Origin of the sequence: Kitasatospora sp. NPDC048239 (assembly GCF_043202015.1) — a bacterium.
In the GTDB taxonomy this organism is placed as follows: domain Bacteria; phylum Actinomycetota; class Actinomycetes; order Streptomycetales; family Streptomycetaceae; genus Kitasatospora.
Genome location: NZ_JBICZP010000013.1, coordinates 82,895 through 102,210, shown reverse-complemented (window position 1 = coordinate 102,210; position 19,316 = coordinate 82,895). Strand labels below are relative to the sequence as shown.

The 19,316-nt window shown below is 73.7% G+C and carries 19 protein-coding genes; 6 read left to right on the top strand and 13 right to left on the bottom strand.

Features of this window, described 5'->3' with window-relative positions:
* Window positions 1-7: 7 nt before the first annotated feature.
* Window positions 8-1,045 (bottom strand): hypothetical protein, encoded by a 1,038-nt coding sequence (locus ACGFZP_RS29230; protein WP_392938829.1) that lies wholly within the window; start codon window positions 1,043-1,045, stop codon window positions 8-10.
* 255 nt (window positions 1,046-1,300) lie between these two features.
* Between ACGFZP_RS29230 and ACGFZP_RS29225 the strand changes: the two genes are divergently transcribed.
* Window positions 1,301-1,846, top strand: a complete 546-nt coding sequence (locus ACGFZP_RS29225) for a hypothetical protein (RefSeq protein ID WP_392938828.1) — start codon at window positions 1,301-1,303, stop codon at window positions 1,844-1,846.
* A gap of 580 nt (window positions 1,847-2,426) precedes the next feature.
* Window positions 2,427-2,870 carry a hypothetical protein gene (locus ACGFZP_RS29220; RefSeq protein ID WP_392938826.1) on the top strand — a complete coding sequence of 148 codons (444 nt, stop codon included), beginning with the start codon at window positions 2,427-2,429 and terminating at the stop codon, window positions 2,868-2,870.
* A gap of 74 nt (window positions 2,871-2,944) precedes the next feature.
* Here ACGFZP_RS29220 and ACGFZP_RS29215 read toward each other — a convergent pair whose 3' ends face one another.
* On the bottom strand, window positions 2,945-3,535 hold the full coding sequence (locus ACGFZP_RS29215) for a DinB family protein (protein ID WP_392938825.1): 591 nt from the start codon (window positions 3,533-3,535) through the stop codon (window positions 2,945-2,947).
* A gap of 108 nt (window positions 3,536-3,643) precedes the next feature.
* Window positions 3,644-4,024, bottom strand: a complete 381-nt coding sequence (locus tag ACGFZP_RS29210; RefSeq protein ID WP_392938824.1) for a winged helix-turn-helix transcriptional regulator — start codon at window positions 4,022-4,024, stop codon at window positions 3,644-3,646.
* Between the two features lie 130 nt (window positions 4,025-4,154).
* Here ACGFZP_RS29210 and ACGFZP_RS29205 point away from each other — a divergent pair, with 130 nt between their 5' ends.
* Window positions 4,155-4,847 (top strand): NAD(P)-dependent oxidoreductase, encoded by a 693-nt coding sequence (locus tag ACGFZP_RS29205; protein WP_392938822.1) that lies wholly within the window; start codon window positions 4,155-4,157, stop codon window positions 4,845-4,847.
* Window positions 4,848-4,924: 77 nt separating this feature from the next.
* Window positions 4,925-5,413: a GNAT family N-acetyltransferase gene (locus tag ACGFZP_RS29200; protein ID WP_392938820.1), complete on the top strand. Its 489-nt coding sequence runs from the start codon at window positions 4,925-4,927 to the stop codon at window positions 5,411-5,413.
* Window positions 5,414-5,431: 18 nt separating this feature from the next.
* Here ACGFZP_RS29200 and mycP read toward each other — a convergent pair whose 3' ends face one another.
* The 4 genes from mycP to ACGFZP_RS29180 form a co-directional block, all read right to left on the bottom strand.
* Window positions 5,432-6,688, bottom strand: coding sequence for a type VII secretion-associated serine protease mycosin (mycP, locus tag ACGFZP_RS29195; protein WP_392938819.1), 1,257 nt, complete (start codon window positions 6,686-6,688; stop codon window positions 5,432-5,434).
* Window positions 6,689-6,808: 120 nt separating this feature from the next.
* Entirely contained in the window at window positions 6,809-8,317 is a 1,509-nt protein-coding gene (locus tag ACGFZP_RS29190; RefSeq protein ID WP_392938818.1) for a hypothetical protein, read from the bottom strand.
* Window positions 8,318-8,360: 43 nt separating this feature from the next.
* Window positions 8,361-8,759, bottom strand: a complete 399-nt coding sequence (locus ACGFZP_RS29185) for a hypothetical protein (RefSeq protein WP_392938816.1) — start codon at window positions 8,757-8,759, stop codon at window positions 8,361-8,363.
* A 148-nt stretch (window positions 8,760-8,907) separates the two neighbouring features.
* Window positions 8,908-9,603 carry an endonuclease V gene (locus ACGFZP_RS29180; RefSeq protein ID WP_392938814.1) on the bottom strand — a complete coding sequence of 232 codons (696 nt, stop codon included), beginning with the start codon at window positions 9,601-9,603 and terminating at the stop codon, window positions 8,908-8,910.
* Window positions 9,604-9,851: 248 nt separating this feature from the next.
* Here ACGFZP_RS29180 and ACGFZP_RS29175 point away from each other — a divergent pair, with 248 nt between their 5' ends.
* Complete coding sequence (locus ACGFZP_RS29175; RefSeq protein WP_392938812.1) at window positions 9,852-10,139, top strand: hypothetical protein; 288 nt, start codon at window positions 9,852-9,854, stop codon at window positions 10,137-10,139.
* Window positions 10,140-10,174: 35 nt separating this feature from the next.
* On the opposite strand, the gene ACGFZP_RS29170 is transcribed toward ACGFZP_RS29175, so the two are convergent.
* Together ACGFZP_RS29170 and ACGFZP_RS29165 are read right to left on the bottom strand one after the other, a co-directional pair.
* Window positions 10,175-10,882, bottom strand: a complete 708-nt coding sequence (locus tag ACGFZP_RS29170; RefSeq protein ID WP_392938810.1) for an RDD family protein — start codon at window positions 10,880-10,882, stop codon at window positions 10,175-10,177.
* Window positions 10,883-10,975: 93 nt separating this feature from the next.
* On the bottom strand, window positions 10,976-12,454 hold the full coding sequence (locus tag ACGFZP_RS29165) for an RDD family protein (protein WP_392938809.1): 1,479 nt from the start codon (window positions 12,452-12,454) through the stop codon (window positions 10,976-10,978).
* Window positions 12,455-12,851: 397 nt separating this feature from the next.
* Here ACGFZP_RS29165 and ACGFZP_RS29160 point away from each other — a divergent pair, with 397 nt between their 5' ends.
* A complete protein-coding gene (locus ACGFZP_RS29160; protein WP_387946288.1) occupies window positions 12,852-13,268 on the top strand; it encodes an SsgA family sporulation/cell division regulator in 417 nt (138 codons plus the stop codon).
* A gap of 125 nt (window positions 13,269-13,393) precedes the next feature.
* Here the strand turns inward: ACGFZP_RS29160 and ACGFZP_RS29155 are convergent, their stop codons facing one another.
* The 4 genes from ACGFZP_RS29155 to ACGFZP_RS29140 all read right to left on the bottom strand — a co-directional run bounded on the left by ACGFZP_RS29155 (window position 13,394) and on the right by ACGFZP_RS29140 (window position 19,216).
* Window positions 13,394-14,794 carry a glycosyltransferase 87 family protein gene (locus ACGFZP_RS29155; protein WP_392938807.1) on the bottom strand — a complete coding sequence of 467 codons (1,401 nt, stop codon included), beginning with the start codon at window positions 14,792-14,794 and terminating at the stop codon, window positions 13,394-13,396.
* Between the two features lie 175 nt (window positions 14,795-14,969).
* Window positions 14,970-16,589, bottom strand: a complete 1,620-nt coding sequence (locus ACGFZP_RS29150; RefSeq protein WP_392938806.1) for a cellulose binding domain-containing protein — start codon at window positions 16,587-16,589, stop codon at window positions 14,970-14,972.
* A 351-nt stretch (window positions 16,590-16,940) separates the two neighbouring features.
* Complete coding sequence (locus tag ACGFZP_RS29145) at window positions 16,941-18,494, bottom strand: ATP-binding protein (protein ID WP_392938804.1); 1,554 nt, start codon at window positions 18,492-18,494, stop codon at window positions 16,941-16,943.
* Window positions 18,491-19,216, bottom strand: a complete 726-nt coding sequence (locus ACGFZP_RS29140) for a response regulator transcription factor (protein WP_392938802.1) — start codon at window positions 19,214-19,216, stop codon at window positions 18,491-18,493. Before ACGFZP_RS29140 ends, ACGFZP_RS29145 begins: the two co-directional genes overlap by 4 nt.
* Between the last annotated feature and the right edge of the window lie 100 nt (window positions 19,217-19,316).

Genomic DNA, 19,316 nt, shown 5'->3' with positions numbered 1-19,316 from the left:
GCGCCCCTCACCGCTCGGTGACCAGCAGCTCCACCACGTCGGTGCCGCCCGCCACGAAGGCCGCGCGCAGCTCCGCGCCGACCGCGTCCGGCTCGGCGACCAGCCGCGCACCGGAGATGTAGACCACCCGTACCCCCAGGTACTCCATCCGGTGCTGGCCGCCGCGCACCCAGGCGGCCTCGCCCTCGCTGACGCAGCGCAGCTCCGAGTCGACCTCGACCGCCACTCCCGCCTGCGGCCAGTACAGGTCGGGTACGGCGATGTAGGTGCCGCCGCGCATCCGCAGCTCGGGGCCGGTCAGCGGGACGGGCAGCAGCCACTCGTCGACCAGCTCGCCGAGCCGCTCCAGGACGGCCTCCCGCTCGGCGGCCAGCAGCTCGTCCAGCGCGGCCCGCACCCGCGGGTCGGCGACCAGTCCGGACTCGGTGAGCTCGGCGGTCAGCTCCCGCACCGTGCAGCGGGCGTCCGGCCGGGCCACCGCCTCGCGCAGCACCGCGCGGACCAGCCGGGGGCCCGCGCCGCCGGGCCCGCCGGCCAGCAGGGCGCCCTGGTCGGTCCACTCGCGCAGCGCGTCGGCGACCGCCCTGGCGACCGGTGCACAGGCCAGCCCGTGCACCGAGCGGGCCACCAACTCCCGCTCGGTGCGCCGGATCCGCACCTCGCCGGCGTTCTTCAGCCGGCGCTGGCGCGGCACCAGGACGTCCACTCCGGTGACCGCGGGCAGCCGGGGCACGGCGGCGAAGCCGTACAGCGCGAGCGCGGCCGTGCCGGTGATCACCGCGCCCTCCCCGCGGCCCTCCTCCCGGCCGTTCTGCGCCGCGTACAGCAGGGCGGCCCACATCCGCTGCTCCGGGGTCGGCTCGCCGAGCTGCAGCAGGTAGACCCGGGGCAGCAGCCGCTGCCAGGGGCCGCCCCGGCGGCAGTGATCGCTGACCACCCGGGCCGGCACGCCCCGGGCGCGCAGCTGGCTGGCGGTGATGACGTTCTGCTGACGCTTCGCCAGCTCCTCCAGGGAGGGCAGCGGCGACGGAATCTGGTAGCTCATGCCGACACCATCCCCAACACCCCGGACCGGCCATCGGCCGCCTGACGCACTGTTACCCAACCGTCGTGAAACCGGGACCAGCCTGCACTAAAGTCCCCATACCCTCATCCATTCGGCGTAATAGACAGTCATATGGTTGTCATAATTGATCGATCTCGATCGCCGACCAGGGTGTCTGACCGAGGGTGACCAATCGCATACGCCGAAGCGCCATCGGGCGTCACCACCACGCTCCGGATTGCCTACCCTTAGTTCATGTCACGTGACGAGACCGCCGGCCTCCGCGCGGCCCAGCTCCGCCTCGGCCGCCTGCCCGGATACGTCCGCCGGCCGGACCCGGCCCGCCGCAGCGGCGAACAGGGCCATACGTACAAGAAGGGCTGGGAGGTCCGCTTCACCGCGCGGAGCGAGGCCGAGATAGCCGAGATCCGCGACCTGGTGGTCGCCGCCGGATTCGCCCCGGCGAGACCGTTCTTCAAGGGCCATCAGCTGATCCAGCCCGTCTACGGGATGGCCGCCGTCCAGGCCTACCTGGCGGCGAGACAGGCCGCCGAGGAGCACGCCGCCCGGACCGCAGGCCGGGGCCGACGGGACGACGACGACCGCCCCGCGCCCGGCGCGGACCGGCCGGCCGCCATCTCCACGGCCACCGAGTCCGCCGCTGCCGCGGCTGCGGCAGCCGCCGCGGCGGTGGCCCAACTGGCCCGGCGGCGGGCCGTCGAGGCCTTCCCGGCGCAGATCGAGCGGAGCACCGCGGCGGACGGCCGGGTCTCCACCGCGGAGGCCCGACACCGACACTGACCCCGACTCACTTCTTCCACCCGCCCCTACTCCCGTTCGAGAATCAGCCCCGACCGGCTCCGACCGGCCGCGTCCGGGTCGATCCGCAGGGTGGCGGCCGACCGGCGCCAGGGCCCCCGAAGCGCCGCCACCACACACAGCACCGCACTCCCCTTCGCCGCACCCGCCGATCCGACGAGCCCGATCCGACGCGCCCGCAGCGCGCGTCGGCCCCGCGCGCGCCGCCCGCCCCGACCGTGACGGTGGTCATGGTCGCGCGGATGGTTGCGCGGATGCGGCCGCACGCCGTGGACGTGGACGTGGGCCGCCACAGGGCCTACGGTGGCACATCAGCCTTCGTGCGACCACCGCCGCCCACCCTCCCTGACCAGCGACGACGCCTGCACGACCGCACCTTCGGCGCCATCCCGCGCCGCTCGCCCGCCGGCCCTCGCACCGCCCGCCTCCACCGGAACCGGCCGAGCGGCGGCACGTTCCGGGCATTCAATCCGATTGGTCACCCAGTGCGCCGAGCGCCTACCGTAGAGTGAGCACAGATGATCGACCGCCAGAAGCCCATCTCCCTTGCCGAGAAGCAGAGATGACCAACCGTCATGACAGCACCGCCGAGCCTCCCCCGGGGTTCGACGAACCGCCCTCCATGCCACTGGAGTTCGCGGCGTTCTGCGAGCTTCACCGGCCCCGCTACCTCAGCTACGCCCGGGTCTGGCTGCCCGACCAGGCCGAGGCGACCGGCGCCGTCCAGCAGGCCTTCGCCGAAATCGCCGTCCAGTGGCGCGAGTTGCTGGGCGGATCAAACCCCACCGCGCACGCCTGGCAGATCCTGTGCGGCACCGTCACCGAGTACACCCGGCTCTGCGAACCGGACGCCCGGGCCTACCACCCCGCCGACGACGACCTGGCGATCCTGCACTACGTCATCGGCCTCGCCGCCCCCGAGATCGCCGACGTCGTCGGCACCGACACCGCCAGCGTGGCCGGCCGACTCCGCCGGACCATGCTGCGCGAGGCCTCCGGCTGGTGATCCCAGCGGGGGCCTTGCACCCCTCCTCCGGGGGCCGGATACCTAACCGGACTCCCCTGCCGCCGCGCCGCCGGTCAGACCGCCGTCCCCGTCACGTCGTACAGGTGGTGGACCGGGTCGTGGATCAGGTAGCGGGAGAACGACTCCACCGTGAAGCGCGCGCCGTCGCTGCGGCGGCCGGTGCGCTGCCACTGCTCGCCCGAGACCTGCTCGAAGGCGTCCGCGAGGATCCGCGCGCCGGCGGCCAGGTCCGCGGCGACGTCCTCCGGCCGCTGCTCCTGGTAGCGCCCGGAGACGGCCGTCTCGTCCTGGTTCCAGTTCGGGAAGAGCGGGTTCTCCTGGTCCAGCATCAGGCCCAGCCGGACGTGGAACAGCCGGAAGACGTCCCGGACGTGGCAGGCGTACTCCAGGTCCGACCAGATCCCCGGCTCGGGGCGGCGGCGCAGCTCGCCGTCGTCGCCGGACAGCACGGCCTGCCAGGCCTCGGCGTTGGCCAGGATCATCCCGGCGACGTCCTCGCGGACCACCGCCGGGGTGTCCAGTCCGCAGTCCGCGCACGGGCGCTCCAGCACCCAGGTCCAGTCCTTGGTGTCGGGGGCGATGGCGTCCGGGGCCGCGTCGGCGGCGGGGGCGTCGGCGGGGGCTTCGTTGCGAGGTGAGGTCATGCGTCCATGATCTCGGCCCGGCCCGCGCCCCCACCACCACCATGACCGCCAGCACCCGGCGAAATGCCGCCACCACGGCCGCGGCCGCGGAGGCCGCGCGCCCGGTGCTCAGTGCTCCCGCTCGTACGCCTCCCTGGCCTCCAGCAGGGAGCGCAGGTTCTCCCGGCTCCACGCGCAGACCGCGTCCATCGGCCCCAGCAGCGAGCGGCCGAGCGGCGTCAGCCCGTACTCGACCCTCGGCGGGTTCTCGGCGTACTCGGTCCGGGTGACCGCACCGTCGTGCTCCATCGCGCGCAGCGACTCGGCGAGCACCTTCGGCGTGATGCCGGCCAGCGGCACCCTCAACTCGGAGAAGCGGCGCGGGCCTTCCTCCAGGCAGCGCATGATCTTCCAGGTCCACTTCTTACCGCCCAGCACCGGAAGCGTCTGCACCGGGCAGTCCGGGTCGAAGAAGTCCTGGGGAAGGGGTTCCAGCGCGGTCTGCGTCATGTCCCCGACGGTAGTCGACGGGTATCCGCCCAGGCCTGCGCCGGTACCGTTGAAGTAACCGGCACCCCCCGGTCTACCGTCACGGCGACGGCGGGCGACAGCGCCCCCGACCGAGCGGACGGAGACCGCAATGAGCAGCAACGCCAACACCCCTGGGACCGTTCACGGCGAGCCCGCGGCCACCGGTGACGTGATCGTGTTCGGCGCCGGCGGCCAGGTGGGCCGGGCCGTCGTCGCCGAGGCCCGCCGACGCGGACTCGCGGTGACCGCCGCCGTCCGCGACCCCGGGCGCCACCGCGACCTGGCCGGCCCGGGCATCACCCTGGTGCGCTGCGACGTCACCGACCGGGACGCCGTCGCCGCCGCGGCGCTCGGCCACACGGCCGCGGTCAGCTCCGTCTACACGCCCGACCTGCCGTCCGCGCAGTTCTACCGCGCCGCCGCCGAGGCCCTGGTCGGCGGACTGGACGCGGCCCTGGTCCGCCGGCTGGTCAGCGTCGGCGTGGCCACCACCCTGGAGACCGGGCCCGGCGTCGCCGTCCACGACGACCCCGGCTTCCCCGCGGAGTACCGGGCGTTCTCGCTCGGCCACGTCGTCGCCCTGGACCTGCTGCGGGAGTCCGCCGCCACCCTGGACTGGGTCGTCGTCACCCCGCCGCTCGACCTCGACCGCACCGCCCCCGGCACCGGCCGCTACCGGGTCGGCGGTCCGCAGGTGCTCGGCGAGCGGATCGCCCAGGCCGACCTCGCGGTGGCCGTCCTCGACGAGATCACCGAACCCGCACACCACCGGGAGCAGATCGCCGTCGCGGCCCAGGCCTGACCTGCCGGTCCGCCCGCCAGTCCGCCCCGGGAAAACCCCGTGGTCGAACCGGGGCACTCCGGCAGATACTGGCCCGTATGCTCATTCGCGAAGCCACCCCCGACGACTGGCCCGCCATCTGGCCCTTCCTGCGCGAGATCGTCGCCGCCGGCGAGACCTACAGCTGGGACCGCGACACCACCGAGGAACGGGCCCGCGCCCTCTGGTTCAAGCCCGCCCCCGGCCGCGTCTTCGTCGCGGTCGACCCGGACGGCACCGTCCTGGGCACCGCCGAGAGCCACCCCAACCAGTCCGGCGGCGGCTCGCACGTCGCCAACGCGGGCTTCATGGTCGACCCCCGCCACTCCGGCCGGGGCGTCGCCCGCGCCCTGTGCGCCCACGTCCTCGCCCAGGCACGCGCCGACGGCTACCGCGCGATGCAGTTCAACGCCGTCGTGGAGACCAACCACCGCGCCGTGGCGCTCTGGCAGACGTTCGGCTTCGAGATCCTCACCACCGTCCCCGAGGCGTTCCACCACCCCGACAAGGGCTACGTCGGCCTGCACGTGATGTACCGGAGGCTCTGAACCCCCGGCAACACCCCGTCAGTGGTACGGAGGCTGCTGCGGAGGCTGTGACGGCGGCGGGTACCCGTACCCCGGCGGATACGGGTACGCCGTCGCGGCCGTCGCGGCCGCGGCCCGCCGCCGCCGCCGCGCCCGCAGCGCCAGCCCCCCGCCGACCCCGCCCGCCAGCACCAGCACCAGCACGCCGGCCCCGATCAGCGTGTACGTGATCCCCCGGTTCCCCCCGGCCCCGGCAGCAGCCGCCGGAACGGGGGGCGCCACGGGGTCGTCCGCTCCTGCAGTAGGAGCGGCCTGCGACTCTGCCCGACCCAGAAGCGGGTTTTCCTTCGAACCGCCATCGACCGCAGGATTCGGCTGAAGCGCCTTGGCCGGGGAGACGATCCCAAAGCCGTAGTGGGCATTGGGCACCGCCGACCCGTCGGATGGCGGGGTGGCGGTCTTGGTCATCCGGTTGATGACCTGCCCCGCGGAGAGGTCGGGATACTTGGAGCGAACGAGAGCGGCCGTGGCGGACACATAGGCCGCGGCATCGGAGGTGCCGTTACCGACGTTGTATCCCGACGTCGACTTGGCCGCGGCGTGATAGACCTGCACGCCGGGAGCGGCAATGGTGGTTTCGGGTCCGAATGTGGACTTCTCCCACACCTTTCCCTGCTCATCGACTGCCGCAACTGCCACCACTCCTGGAAACGCCGCAGGGTACTCAACCGGAGAGGCCTTGTCCCCACTGTTTCCAGCGGATGCCACGACAACGATGTCCTTGGAGACGGCGTACTTGATCGCAGCACGCGTCTCCGCATCAGTCCCCAGATATCCGCCGAGGGAGATGTTGATGACCTTCGCCCCGTGATCAGCGGCGAATCTGATGGCCTGCCGGAGGTCTGACTGCTGGTCCTCCAACGATGCGTCGTTGTTCCTTACCCTGACCGGAAGGATCTTCGCCTTCGGAGCGAGACCCATCAGCCCCGCTTGTGAGCCGTGTCCGGCGGCAACGATCAAACTAGCCATTGCGGTGCCATGGCCGTCGGTATCCAGTCGCCCGTCAGTCTTCGCCCCGGAGAAGTCCGTGCCCGGCAATACCTGACCGGCGAGATCCTGATGGTCCGCGTTGACGCCACTGTCCACCAAAGCGACGACGACGCCGTCGCCCTGGCTGACCGGCCAGACCTTCGCTTCGGCCTCGAAGGTCTTCAGCGGCCACTGTGAGCTTCGGATCTGGTCTGCCGTCGCCGGTGAGGAAGCCATCCCCCACAGCAAGGCTCCGGCAGCGAGCACGGCTGCTCCGCGCACCCCGCGACTGCTCGTCAAGCCCGGTCACCCCACTCAGCGAAGCGTCCCGCAGATCACCGACCTGCGGGACGACTGGTCATCGGCCTGTCCGCCTGCGGACAGGACTCATTCCACCACGTTCGGATTCACCGGCTGGTCCGACGCCCAGGTCTCCTCGTCCTCGACCAGGTAGTCAGGACGCTTGCCGTCCTTGTCCTTGTCCTTCTTGCGTCGCTGGCCGTCTGCCAACGGCACACCCGGCCCCGTACCGCCCGGGCTGTTCGCGCCCAGCTCTCCCTTGGTCCGGCCTCGGGCCCCGAGCCCGGAGCCGCCTTCGGTGAACGCCTGCTTGGCACCGGCGCCGGCACCCGTGCGGCCACCCTCGCCGACAATGCCTCCGGTCCGCCCCGGAAGACCGCCTCCGGGCCGGGCCCCTGCCGCAGCCCGGCCACCGGAGCCGAAGCCGCCGCTGTACGCCTCACCCGTGCCGAACGCCTTGCCGCCTCGGGTTGCGGCCTGGCCGGGGGCACCCGTGCGGTTGGCACCGTCCTTGCCCTGTGCGCCGGAGGACTTGCCCTGGCCGACGGCCGGTCCATCGGACCGCCCCACAACCGGACCGCCACCGTTGGCACGGGGCCCGTTCCCGGGTCCACTGCTCTTCAAGCCGGGCGGGAGACCGCCGGGCTGGCCGCCCTGCTGCCCGCCGGGCGTCACGAGGTTGGTACTGGAGGTCCCCGGGTTGACGGACGGTGTGCTGGTCACGGGCGTGGTGGGATTAGTGATCGTCGCGCCGTCGATCCCGGTGCCCGGACCGTAGTGGGTGACGGACGGCGGCTTCGGCGCGGGCTGTGCGGTACCGCCCTTGATCCCCGAGTCGGCCGGTGCGGTGCCGCCTCTGGTGCCGGGGTCGGGCGGTGTCGACGTCGACGTCGAACGCTTCGACCCGGGCTGGTCAACAGGCTTCTGCGACCGTGGCGCCGGGCTACTCGTGGACACCGGGGCCGATCGCGTGCCGGTGTAGCCGGCACTGGACATCACAGCGCTGAGCGCCGCCGACCCCGATGGGTCATCAGGCGACGGGACATCGCGGTAGTCCTCGCCGAGGTTCCTGTTCGGCGGCGGCGGCGGAGGCGGCGGAGGCTTCAGCATCGGCGCCGCGACCCGGTACCGCATCGCGAGGGTCTGCATGACCGCCGCCGCCTCGGCCTTCTTCTGGTCCGCGACGGGGGTCTTGGTGTCCTCGTCATCGCCCCCGAAGATCGAGGAGACGGTGTCGCCGACGCCGTCCTTGACCTGCTCCCAGTTGCTCGGCTCCTCCGGCATGTTGCGCTTCGCCTGGTCGATGGCCTCGGACATGGCCTTGAGGGTGATCGCGGCGTCGTTGGCGAAGGAGGCGGCGGTGTTGATGGTGTTGGCGAGGTGGAGCATCCGGGTGTGGAAGGCGTCGCTGGTGGTGCCCTCCCAGGTGACGGCCGCCTCGGTGCTGGCCGTGGTGAGGGTGGCCCGGATGGCCTTGAGGGTGTCGGCGGCACGGCGCCATGGGTCGCTGGCGGCCATCACCTCGCCGGAGTTCAGGGCCTGGGCCATCCTCCGGAGCTCGCCGTGGCTGAACTTGGTGAAGTCGGTGTAGCTCATCCCCGGTCGCCCCCGCTCGTGGTGTTCGTCGTCGGCCGCCCGCTCATTGCTCGGACTTCCCGCCGTTGTTCCGGGCCGGCGCCACCGTCTGCGTGTAGGCGGCGGTGCTGGTGGCGGACGGGGCCGCCACGGACCAGCCGTCGTCGCCGAGCTTCAGCTTCTTCGCCGTGTGCTGTTCCTGCTCCTCGTAGTTGGTGGCGGTGAGTTCGGCCTTCTTCTGGGCGTCGTCCACGGCTTCCTGGAGCAGGTTGAGGGTGTCGCGCAGGGCGTCCCGCATGGTGCCGTACCGGTTGTGCAGGTCGGTCGCCTCGGCGAAGGTGCCGAAGGCGCTCTTGCCGATGCCGCTCTGACCGTGCGTCCTGGTGCCGTCCGCGTGCTGCTGGAACTCCGCCAGCAGGACGCGCACCTGGGCTGCGAAAGCCCTCAGCTGTCCGACCTCCACGCGGTAGCCGCTACCGGCCCCACCGCTCGAACCAGTCCCCGTACCCACTGCCGGCGCCTCCCCCGTGCGTCCTGTCCGCTCCCCGAAGGACATGTCTAACACATGGCCCCGGCAACCAGGATGGCATCACAACCGAGCCGCTGCACAGTCAGTTCGCGGACGTCTCCGCCTGCAGGGCGGCCAGGGTGCGGCGGCAGAGCGAGTCGGCGCGGCGGGTGGTCTCGGGCAGGCGGTAGCGGCGGGCGAGGGCAAGGGTGGTGTCCACGGCCTCGGCCAGGCCGATGCGGTGGCCGACCGAGACGAAGACGGGCTTGACGCCCGGGCTGGTGCGGACGGCGCGGCCGACCTCCTCGCCGGTGGCGGGGTCGGTCAGCGGGGTCCAGGAGCCGCGGGCGGCGTCCGGTTCGGTGTGGTCGAAGGTGAACGGGGTCTTGGCGACGCCGAGCGTGCGCAGACCGGTGAGGACGCCGAGGTGGCTGGCCAGGCCGAGGCGGCGCGGGTGGGCGAGACCGTAGCCGTCGCAGACCACCGCGGCGGGGGTGCGGTCGAGCGCGGCCAGGGCGTCCAGCACGGCGGGGAGTTCGCGGAAGGCGAGCAGACCGGGGACGTAGGGGAAGGCGATCCGGCCGACGGCCGTGGCCTCCTCGACGACCTCGAGGGTGGCGCCGTCCAGCAGGACGGCGGCGGCCACCACCAGGTCCCGCTCGTCGTCGTACGCGACGTCGACGCCGGCGATCAGGCCGTCGTCGGGGGCGCCGCCGTGGGGCTGGACGAGCGGGCGCAGCCGTTCCTGTTCGGCGAGCGCCTCGGCCTCGGTGGTGGGCCAGTCGGCGGGGATGGGCACGGAGGTCCCCCAGGGGGTGTCGGCGGTCCGGTCGTGATCACCGTACCGAGCGGGGCGGACGACCCCGGGGTGAGCCCGTGCGCCCCCCGTGCCCCGGAGTGGCAGGGTTAGGCTGTACTTACCGAACTCCCGTACCGGGTATGACTAGTAGCACCAGGCAGGGCCGACCGGCAGCATGCTGCCGGGGGCCGTGCCGAACAGCACCGGCACCACCCGCCCGTTCCCCCGACGTGCGAAGGACCGACGCCATGCCGCGCCCGACCACCGCCCAGACCCTTCTCGGCACCTTCACCGTCGTCGCCGCCACCGTGGCGCTGCTGGCCGTCTCGGGCGCCACCGGCGTCCGAGAGGTCGCCGTGCTGGTGGGCTTCGCGCTCGCGCTCGGCACACTGGTGACGCTGCTGTCGGTCTCCACCGCCGAACTCCGCCGGCCCGCCGCCGCCCCGGACCCCGCCCGGACGCCCGCACCCGCACCCGCACCCGCACCCGCACCCGCACCCGCACCCGCCGGACACGAGTACGCCCGGCAGCGCTGAAGCGCCACCGGGCGGTACCGGCCGGAGTGGCCTGCTCAGACCGTGGTGACCACCACGGTCTTGGCGGCCTTGTCGTGGATGCACTGGCGGTACGGCTTGTCGAAGACGCCGAACACCCCGTCGATCAGCCACCACAGGATGGCGCAGCAGAGCACCGCCGGGACGACGAAGACGGCGGACCTGGTCCAGGCGGCGGACTGCGTCGGCTTGTTGCCGTCGATCAGCATGGCGACCCGGACCTTCATGGCCTTCTTGCCGAGGGTCTGGCCGTCGTGGCTCAGCATCAGGGCTTCGTAGACCAGGTACAGGGCGCAGGCGAGCCAGAACGCGCCGGTCGAGCCCGCACGGTCGCCGAGGCTGGCGAACGGCAGGATCAGGAGGATCGCCACGGTCTGCACCAGCAGGTAGTCGATCAGCCGGGCGAGGATCCGGTTCGGCCAGCCGCCGATGGGCGGCATCCCGGGGACGGGTCCGGCTCCGGGTGTGCCGTACCCGGTGGGGCCGTAACCGGGCGGCGGCTGGTCGTACGGCGACCCGCCGTAGGGGGAGCCGCCGGGGGCGCCCCCGTAGGTGCCGCCGTACGCGCCGGGGCTGTCCTGGGGGCCGCCCGCGGGCGGCGGTTTTCCGTACGGGTCCGACGGCGTACCTTCCGGCGCGCCGTCACCCGACTGCGGGGGCTGCTTGTCGAAGGGGGGCTTGCCGCCCCCCTCCGGCTCGGGGCCTGAGGGGTCGTAGGTACTCATGCCCCGAGTAGAACATCACACATTCTATCAATTTGGGACATTCCAGACGTTTTGCACCGGTTGATCCGACGCGGGCGGCCGGAGTGCGACGGCTCAGTCCCGGACGACCCGGGTGCGGGCCGCCCGGTCCTGCCAGCCGCGCCGGGCGGGGCGGTCGAGCACCGGCCAGATCAGGCCGATCAGCAGCACGGCCGAGAGCTGCCTGACGACCCATCGGCGCAGCGAGCGGCCGAGGGACAGCCGTCCCCGGGCGGCGGTCGGGGCCGCGTCCACCACCCGGATCCGGGCCAGCCGCTTGCCGAAGGTCTGACCGGTGCGGGCGGTCGGCAGCACCTCGTAGAGCAGGCCGACGAAGGCCAGGATGCCGAGCAGGACGGCGAGCTTGCCGACCACCACGCCGTCGAGCATCCAGACCTGCATCTGGCGCCGGGTGAGGGCGCTGGCCATCCGGGCCTGGTCGAGCTTCTGCTGGAGGTGGGCCGCCACCGAGTTGCCGAGCGGGATGCCCGCCGCGGCGGCGACCACGGCCAGGACGGCGGTGTCGACCAGCCGGGCGACCAGTCGGCGCCCGAGCCCGGCGGGCGGGCGGGGGGCGGGCCGGCGCCGGGCGGCCGGGCGTCGCGCGGCGGCCGGGCCGGCGACGGGCACGGCGGAAGCAGGAGCGGAAGCAGGAGCGGAAGCAGGAGCGGAAGCGGGAGCGGGAACGGAGGCAGCAGGCGCGACAGCGGGAGCAGGAACGACGACCGGCACCGGAGCCGCGGCGACCACGGCCACCGCCGCCGGCACCGCCTCGGCAGGCTCGGCCTCGACCCGGGCCTCAACAACCGCCTCGGCGACAACAACCGCCTCGGCGACGCCCTTCGACGGGGCCTCCCCGAAGGAGGTCTCCCCCGCCGGGGAACCGCCGCCCGGGGAACCGCCGCCCGGGGAGCCGCCGACCGGAAGCTCCCCAGCCGGGGACTGCCCCGGCAGCACTCCCCAGGAGACCCAGCGCGGCGCATCGCCCGTCTCCATCAGACCGCGCTGCGCCTTCGGGTCGACCTGCCAGGCGGCCGGCTCCAGCCCGCCCCCACCCGCATCCGGTTCGGGCCCGGGCCCCGCCGCCACCGTGTCCGCGGCACCACCATCACCGCGGAAGACCGGACCGCCAGCAGGCAGCGGCTCACCCCGGCCGTGTGCGCGCAGTTCCAGCCCGACCTGCGGCGCCAGGCTGAACGAGGCCCCGCCCGCCGTCTGGTCCAGGTACACCGGCCCGGTCTCGCCGGACGCCTCGGGCACGGCCTCCACGACCACCGGCGGCGGCACGAACCGGGCCCCCGCGCCTGCCGCCGCGCCCTGACCCGAGCCGACACCCGCACCCTGACCCGGGCCGGCGCCCGCCGCCGCCCGGCGCGCCACGAACCGGGGCGGCTCCAGCACCTCGCCCTGCGCCGGAGCGGGCCGACTGGTGCCGGGCACCCAGGCGGTGCCGCCCCAGTAGCGGACGAAGCCGGGGATCGAGGGGTCGGGATAGTAGCCGGGGGTGGGATCGACGGCCGTGTCCGCGCCGCCGGCGAAGGGCCGGTCCGTCATGGGGGTCTTCTTTCCTGGCAGGCCGATGCGGCTAGCCCAGTGAGCCCAGTGCGTCCGGTTCGCCGATGGCGCGCGGGCGCGGGGCGCCGCCGATGGGCGGACAGTCGCCAGGCAGTCACAAAGGGTAGTACCTCGGCGCCCCGAAAACGGGAAGTTGGCTATTCACCAGACAGTGCGGGCCCAACCGGGGTAGGAAGCGGCTCCCCGGCTCGTCCCGGCCCCGGCGCGCGGGGGCGGGGGCGCGCCCGCGGTCCCGCGTCCGCCACTGCCCCGGCGGGGGCGGTGGAACTCGGCGAAGAAATCTCGGAAACGTGTGTAAGGGCGCGCCCGCACCGCGCTCTCACAGGGCAACGGGCCCGAAACCGGGCACGAACCCAAGGCAGAGAGGAAGCCGATCATGGAGCGCCCGACGAGCGTGGTCGAGCACGAGCTGGAGCTCAACCTGGTGCTCTCCCCCGAGCACAGCGTCCCCGTCCCGGCCCGGCTGTCGTACGGCAGCCACGACCCGTTCGCCGTGCACATCACCTTCCACCTGGACACCGGCTCGCCGGTCACCTGGGTGTTCGCCCGCGAGCTGCTGGTGGAGGGCACCTTCCGGCCGTGCGGCCAGGGCGACGTACGGATCTGGCCGACCCGCTCGGGCCGGCGCAGCGTGCTCTGCATGGCGCTGAGCTCGCCGGCCGGGGACGCGCTGCTGGAGGCGCCGCTGCCGGCCGTGGCCGCGTGGCTGGAGCGGGCGCACCGGCTGGTCCCGCCGGGCAGTGAGCTGGCCGCACTGGACCTGGACGGCTCGCTCGCCGAGCTGCTGGCGTGACGGGCCCGAGCGGCCACCGCCCACGCACCGAACACCCGACCGGCAACCGCCCGTACACCGGGAACCCGCACCACAACGCCCCGGGCGTCACCGCCCAGGGGACGGCCGACCGGCCGACGACCGGATCAGCGGGCCGCGGGGGCCTGCTGACGGTCGTGCGCGGGGCCCGGGCGTCCGCCGGCCCGCTGGACGGGCAGCCGGACGAGCGGGGCGCCGGCGGCCCGCCGCCTGGCCCTTATGCGTAGCGCTGCGGCCAGCAGGAAGCAGCTCCCGACCAGCGGGTACACCGAGGCCGGGACCTGGCTGACGGCCGGGAGGTGCAGGTCGAGGTCGCCGTGGTGCGGCACGACCCACATCCCGAAGGAGAGGAAGCCGACCAGGGTGGCGCCGAAGGCGGCCCGCCAGCGCACCCGGCGCACGGCCTGCGGGCGGCCCTGCTCGACCGCGGCCTCGCAGGCGAGCAGGGTGAGCACGGGGACGCACCAGACCCAGTGGTGGGTCCAGCTGATCGGCGAGATCAGCACGGCGGTGACGGCGGCGCAGCAGACCCCCCACGCCTCCGCTCGGGGCAGCCAGCGGGCGCTGGCCGAGGCCCAGGCCGCGACGGCGAGGCCGGCCACCGCGACGGTCGCCGAGCCGAGGGTGGCGAGCGTGCCGGGATCGGCGGTGTGCAGCAGCCGGGCGAACGCGCCGCGCACCGACTGGTTGTCGACGATCTCGGTCTTGCCGACCCGCGAGGAGTCGTAGAGGTACTTGGTCCAGAAGCCCCAGGTGGCGTCCGGCAGGACGAGCGCGCCGATCAGGAAGGTGCCGAGGAAGGTGAAGCCGGCCACGAAGGCGGCCCGGATCCGGCCGGTGATCAGCAGGTAGACCGCGAACAGGCCGGGGGTGAGCTTGATGCCGGCCGCGATGCCGATCGCCAGGCCCTTGCTGCGGCGACCGTCGGGGCGGGTGAGGTCCCAGAGGATCAGACAGGCCAGCGCGAGGTTGATCTGGCCGTAGCGCAGCGTGGTGAAGACGGGTTCGAGCCAGACCCCGCAGCCGGTGATCAGGATCACGCCGAGCGGGCGCAGTTCACGGCGCGGCCAGCCGACGAGTTTGAACGACAGGTGGGCCAGCACCGCGAGCAGCCCGAGGTTGCCGAGCGTGATCGCCACCCGGAGGAACGGGATCGGGAACCAGGTGGTCGGCACGAACAGCATCGCCGCGAAGGGCGGGTACGTGGCGGGCAGGTTCCACTCGGTGACCCGCAGCCCGTAGAGATCGGTGCCGTCGGCGACGGCGCCGCCCTCGGCGCGGTAGACGATCATGTCGACCATCGAGGTGTGGACGAAGTGCCGGACGACCGCGTACACGACCAGGGACAGCAGTGCCACGGCGGAAACGGCCAGCAGCGGACCGCGGGGCGCCTCGCGCAGGGCCCGGACGGGCGCGCCGATGGCGTCCTTCAGGCGGTCCGACAGAGGGGCGGGCGCCTTGTCCGGTGCGGTTCGCACCTCGCTGCGCTCGTCGTGCACCGCTGTCACTGTTCGCTCCGTCCACCGCTCGACCAAACTGCGACGATACCGGATGCCCGCCGCACCGGCCTGGGCAGAGTTGGTCACCGAGCGTGACCGACCGGACGGAAAACACCCCGGCCGGCCGTACTCCGTTGCGGGCGGAGCACGGACGACCGGGGTCCCGGGGAGGGGTCGAAGAGGGTCAGCCGGTGTAGGCGCCCAGGGTCCGGGTGAAGTCCAGCGGCTGCTGGACGATGCTGCTGCAGCTGGCGTCGGCGTAGGCCTTGGCGCCGCCCTCGCAGGCCTTGTCGCGGGTGCCGGACCACATGGCCAGCCAGGCCAGGTGCTTGGTCGCGGCGAAGTCGGCGAGCTGCTTGGCGTCGGCGACGGTGAAGATCTCGCTGGCCACGTCGTTGACGCCGATCATCGGGGTGACGGCGACCTTGCGCCAGGCGCCGGCGTCGTCCAGCCCGAGCACGCTCTTCACCTGGGCCTGGGTGGCGGTGGCGGCGGCGATGGCGTACTTGCCCATCTGGCCCTGCGGGTTCGGGGCGACACCGTCGCCGAAGTCCATCGCCATGATGTTGACCGCGCCGATCGCCACGCCGTTGCCCTTGGCGTCGGCGACCAGGTTGACGCCCTCCTGGGTGAGGCCGGAGGGCAGCGCGGGCAGGGTGAAGGAGACGTCCAGGGCCTTGCCCTTGGCTGCGGCGTTCTTCTGCAGCTGGGCGATGGCCTGGGCGCGGCGGGTGTTGGCGGCGGTGTTGGCGATCGCGCCGCCCTCGACGTCGAAGTCGACCTTGGTCAGGCCGAAGGTGTCGACGGTCTGCTGGTAGACGGCGGTCAGCTCGGCCGTCGAGGAGCAGGCGAGGGCCAGCTCGCTGCCGTTGGCACCGCCGAAGGAGACCCGGACGTCGCCGCCGATCGCCCGCAGGGCGCCGATCTGCGCCGCCACGGCGTCGGCGGACAGGTCGCTGACACCGCCCCACTTGGGGGTGCAGCCGCCGCCGGAGACGACGAAGGCGAGGTTGAAGTTCTTGACCCCGGTGGCCTTGGCGGTGGCGACCAGGTCGTAGGGCGGGTAGAGCGAGGTGTCCACGTACGGGGCGAAGCCCGCGCCGCCGGCCGGGACGGGGGTGCCGGTCGCGGTGGCGGTCGCGGTCGGGGCGGGCGTGGTGGGCTTGGCCGTGGCGGTGGCCGTGGGGCTCGGCGGGGCCGTGGTGGGCTTGGTGGTGGCCGTTGCGCTCGCGGTGGCGGTCGGCGAGGCGCTGGGCTTCACAGTCGCGGTCGGCGAGGCGCTCGGCGACGTGCTCGGCGAGGCCGTGGGCGAGCTGGTCGGGCGGCCCGAGGGGGTCGGCGCGGTGCCGTCGCCCGCCTTGCAGGAGGCGTTGTTGATCAGGCAGTTGCCGGGCTCGCCCTGGGCGGCGCCGGAGCCCTGGGCGACGAAGCCGACCACCACGCTCTTGCCGGGCTCCAGCCGCTTGTTCCAGCTCTCGGGCTTGACGGTGATGTGCTGGCCCGCGGCGCTGAAGGTGGCGTTCCAGAGCGAGTCGATCTTCGCGCCGGCCGGCAGGTCGAAGGAGAGCGTCCAGTCCTCGATCGCGCTGCCGTCCGGGTTGGTGACCAGGTACTGGCCGGTGTAGCCGGCCTCCCAGCTGCTGGTCCGGCTGTAGACGGCGCCGAGCGAGGCGGCGCTGGCCGAGGAGGCGAGGAGGACGACACCGCCCGCGACGAGCGCGGCGGCGACCGCCGAGGCCCCGATGACGGCGCCCCGGCGGCTGCGGCGGCGGCGCCCTGAGCGGCGGTTGGGCTGGGTCGTCATGGGCGTACCTCCGTTGGGGGCACCTCCCGCCCGAAGGGTCGGGGAGGCAGGTGTCGAGGGTGTCGGCCGCTGCTCGGGCGACCGGCGCGCACGACGCTAGCGGCGCCCGGGGGCCGGATCCGGCCTGCTGAGCGAGGGGAACAACTCCCTTAGGACCTGGTTAAGGAAGAGGTCGCCCGGTAACGGCCCGCGACCCCGTCCGGGCCTCACACCCCGCCGTCGAACCCACAGCTCGTCACGGCCTCCACCGGCAGCACCCCTCGTCACACCTGGCGCCGGATCACTTCCGCTCCGGGGAAGGCGTCCGGACCGGCGGTCACCGCCGGAACACGGGCCCTGCCGGAACGGGGGCTACTTGTGGAACAGCGTGCCGCGGCTGCGCCGTCGGCTCGCCCGCGCCGGGCCGCCGTCGGTGCGGGTCTGCAGCCGCAACCGGATCTCGGCGCCGCCGAGGCCCGCGGACCGGCCGAGCGCGAGATCGCCGCCGGTGGCCTCGGCCAGCTTGCGGGCGATGTCCAGTCCGAGGCCGGTGGAGCCGTCGCCGCCATGGCCCTGACCGCGCTTCAGGGCGGCCTCCGGGTCGGTGAAGCCCGGTCCGGCGTCGCCGACCAGGACGATGACCGAGCTCTCGGTCGCGAGCACGTCCACCGAGAAGGCGGTGCCGACGGCGGTGTGCCGGAACACGTTGCCCAGCAGGGCGTCCACGGCGGCGGCGAGGTCACCGCGCTGGACGGGCACCGGAGTGGTCCGGTCGGCGCCGGCCAGCTGCCAGCGGCGGCCCTCGTCCTCGGCGAGCGCGGACCAGAAGCCGGCCCGTTCGCGGATCACCTCGGCGGCGTCGCAGCCGACGGTGACGGCGGGCGCGTCCTCGGGCGCGCGGCGGGCCGAGCGGATGATCTGGTCGACCTCGCGCTCCAGCTGGGACACCGCGTGCCGGGTGGCGTCGGCGGCGTCGCCCTCGCCGAGCGAGGCGGCGTTGAGCCGCAGCACGGTGAGCGGGGTGCGCAACCGGTGCGAGAGGTCGGCGGCCAGCTCCCGCTCTGCGGCGAGCAGCTGGACCACCCGGTCGGCCATCGCGTTGAAGGCGTGGGCGGCCTCGCGCAGCTCCTCGGGGCTGCCGTCGGTCTGCTTGCCCTCGACGGGTACCCGGACGGCGAGGTTGCCGGCGCCGAGCGAGCGGGCGGCGGCGGCCAGCCGCCGGGCGGAGGCGACGATCCGGGCGCCCATCCGGTCGGCGACCAGCACCGAGATGGCGACCAGCGCGAGCGCCACGGCGGACAGCACCAGCCAGGCGGTGGAGACGCCCCGGGTGAGGTCCTCGTCGGCCACGAACACCTCGACCACGGCCGTCCGGCCGGTGTCGACGGCGACCGGTTGGAGCAGGGCGAAGCCGCCGGGCACCTCGACGGTGAAGGAGCGGCCCTGACCGCCCGCACTGGCCACGTCGGCGCCGAGCGCCCGGGCGGCGCCGATGGTCACCCCGCCGCCCGGCACGGCGGGAGCCGCGGACCCGGCGGGTGAGGCGGACCCGGCGGGAGAAGCGGGAGAAGCGGGAGCGGCGGAAGAAGCCGGAGCGGCGGCCACCGGGGGCACGGCCGTGGCGGCGGGCACCCCGGTGGCGGATCCGCCGTCCGGCGCGGGCGCCGGCAGGTGGACGGCCATCCGGCCCTGCGCGCCCGCGTCCGTGCTGGCCACCGCGCGGGCGATGGCGTCCTGCTCGGTGGTGATGGCGAGCGCCGGGCCGAGCGCGGCGGCCTGCCGTTCCGCCGCCGTGAACGCGCGGTCGCGGGCGGTCTGCTGGACCATCAGGCCGAGCGGGATGAGGAAGGCCAGCGCGACCATGGTGGTACCGGCCGCGGCGGCCTTGATCAGGGCCCAGCGCAGCGAGCCTCCGAACCTCCTCATGTCCGGTGCTCCGCGGGCGCCGGTCCGGGCCCGTCGGGGTGGCCGGAGGCCTCCAGTCGGACCCCGACGCCGCGCACCGTGTGCAGGTAGCGCGGGTTGGAGGCGGTCTCACCGAGCTTGCGGCGCAGCCAGGAGAGGTGGACGTCGATGGTCTGGTCGCCGCCGTAGGTCTGGCGCCAGACCTCGGCCAGGATCTCCTTGCGCGGGACCACGACGCCGGGGCGGGCGGCGAGGAAGGCCAGCAGGTCGAACTCGCGGCGGGTCAGGTCGAGCCGGCGTCCGTCCAGGTCCGCCTCCCGGCGCTGGAGGTCGATGGCCAGGCCGCCGACTCTGAGCACCTGGGCGACCGGGGCCGCCCCGCCGCCGAGGCGGCGCAGCACGGCGGCCATCCGGGCGCTGAGGTGCTCCCCGGAGAAAGGTTTCACCAAGTAGTCGTCGGCGCCGTCGTTGAGCAACCGGACGATCTCGGCCTCGTCGTCGCGGGCGGTGGAGATGATCACCGGCACATTGGTCAGGCCGCGAATCATCTTGAGTGCCTCGCTGCCGTCCAGGTCGGGCAGGCCCAGGTCGAGGATCACCAGGTCGCAGCCGACCTGGGCGACCTCGCGCAGGGCCTCAAGTGCCGTGCCCACACTGCGGACCGCGTGACCGGTGTCGGCCAGGTGCCGGATGAGGGCGGATCGTACGAAGGGGTCGTCCTCGACCACGAGCACTGTTGCCATGGGGCTGCACGGTACGCCATCGGGCCCAAGTGGTCTGTACCTCGGGGTGGGTCGCGAACGGGGTGCGGCCGGTTCGCTCCACCCTTGGGGGATTTGTGCA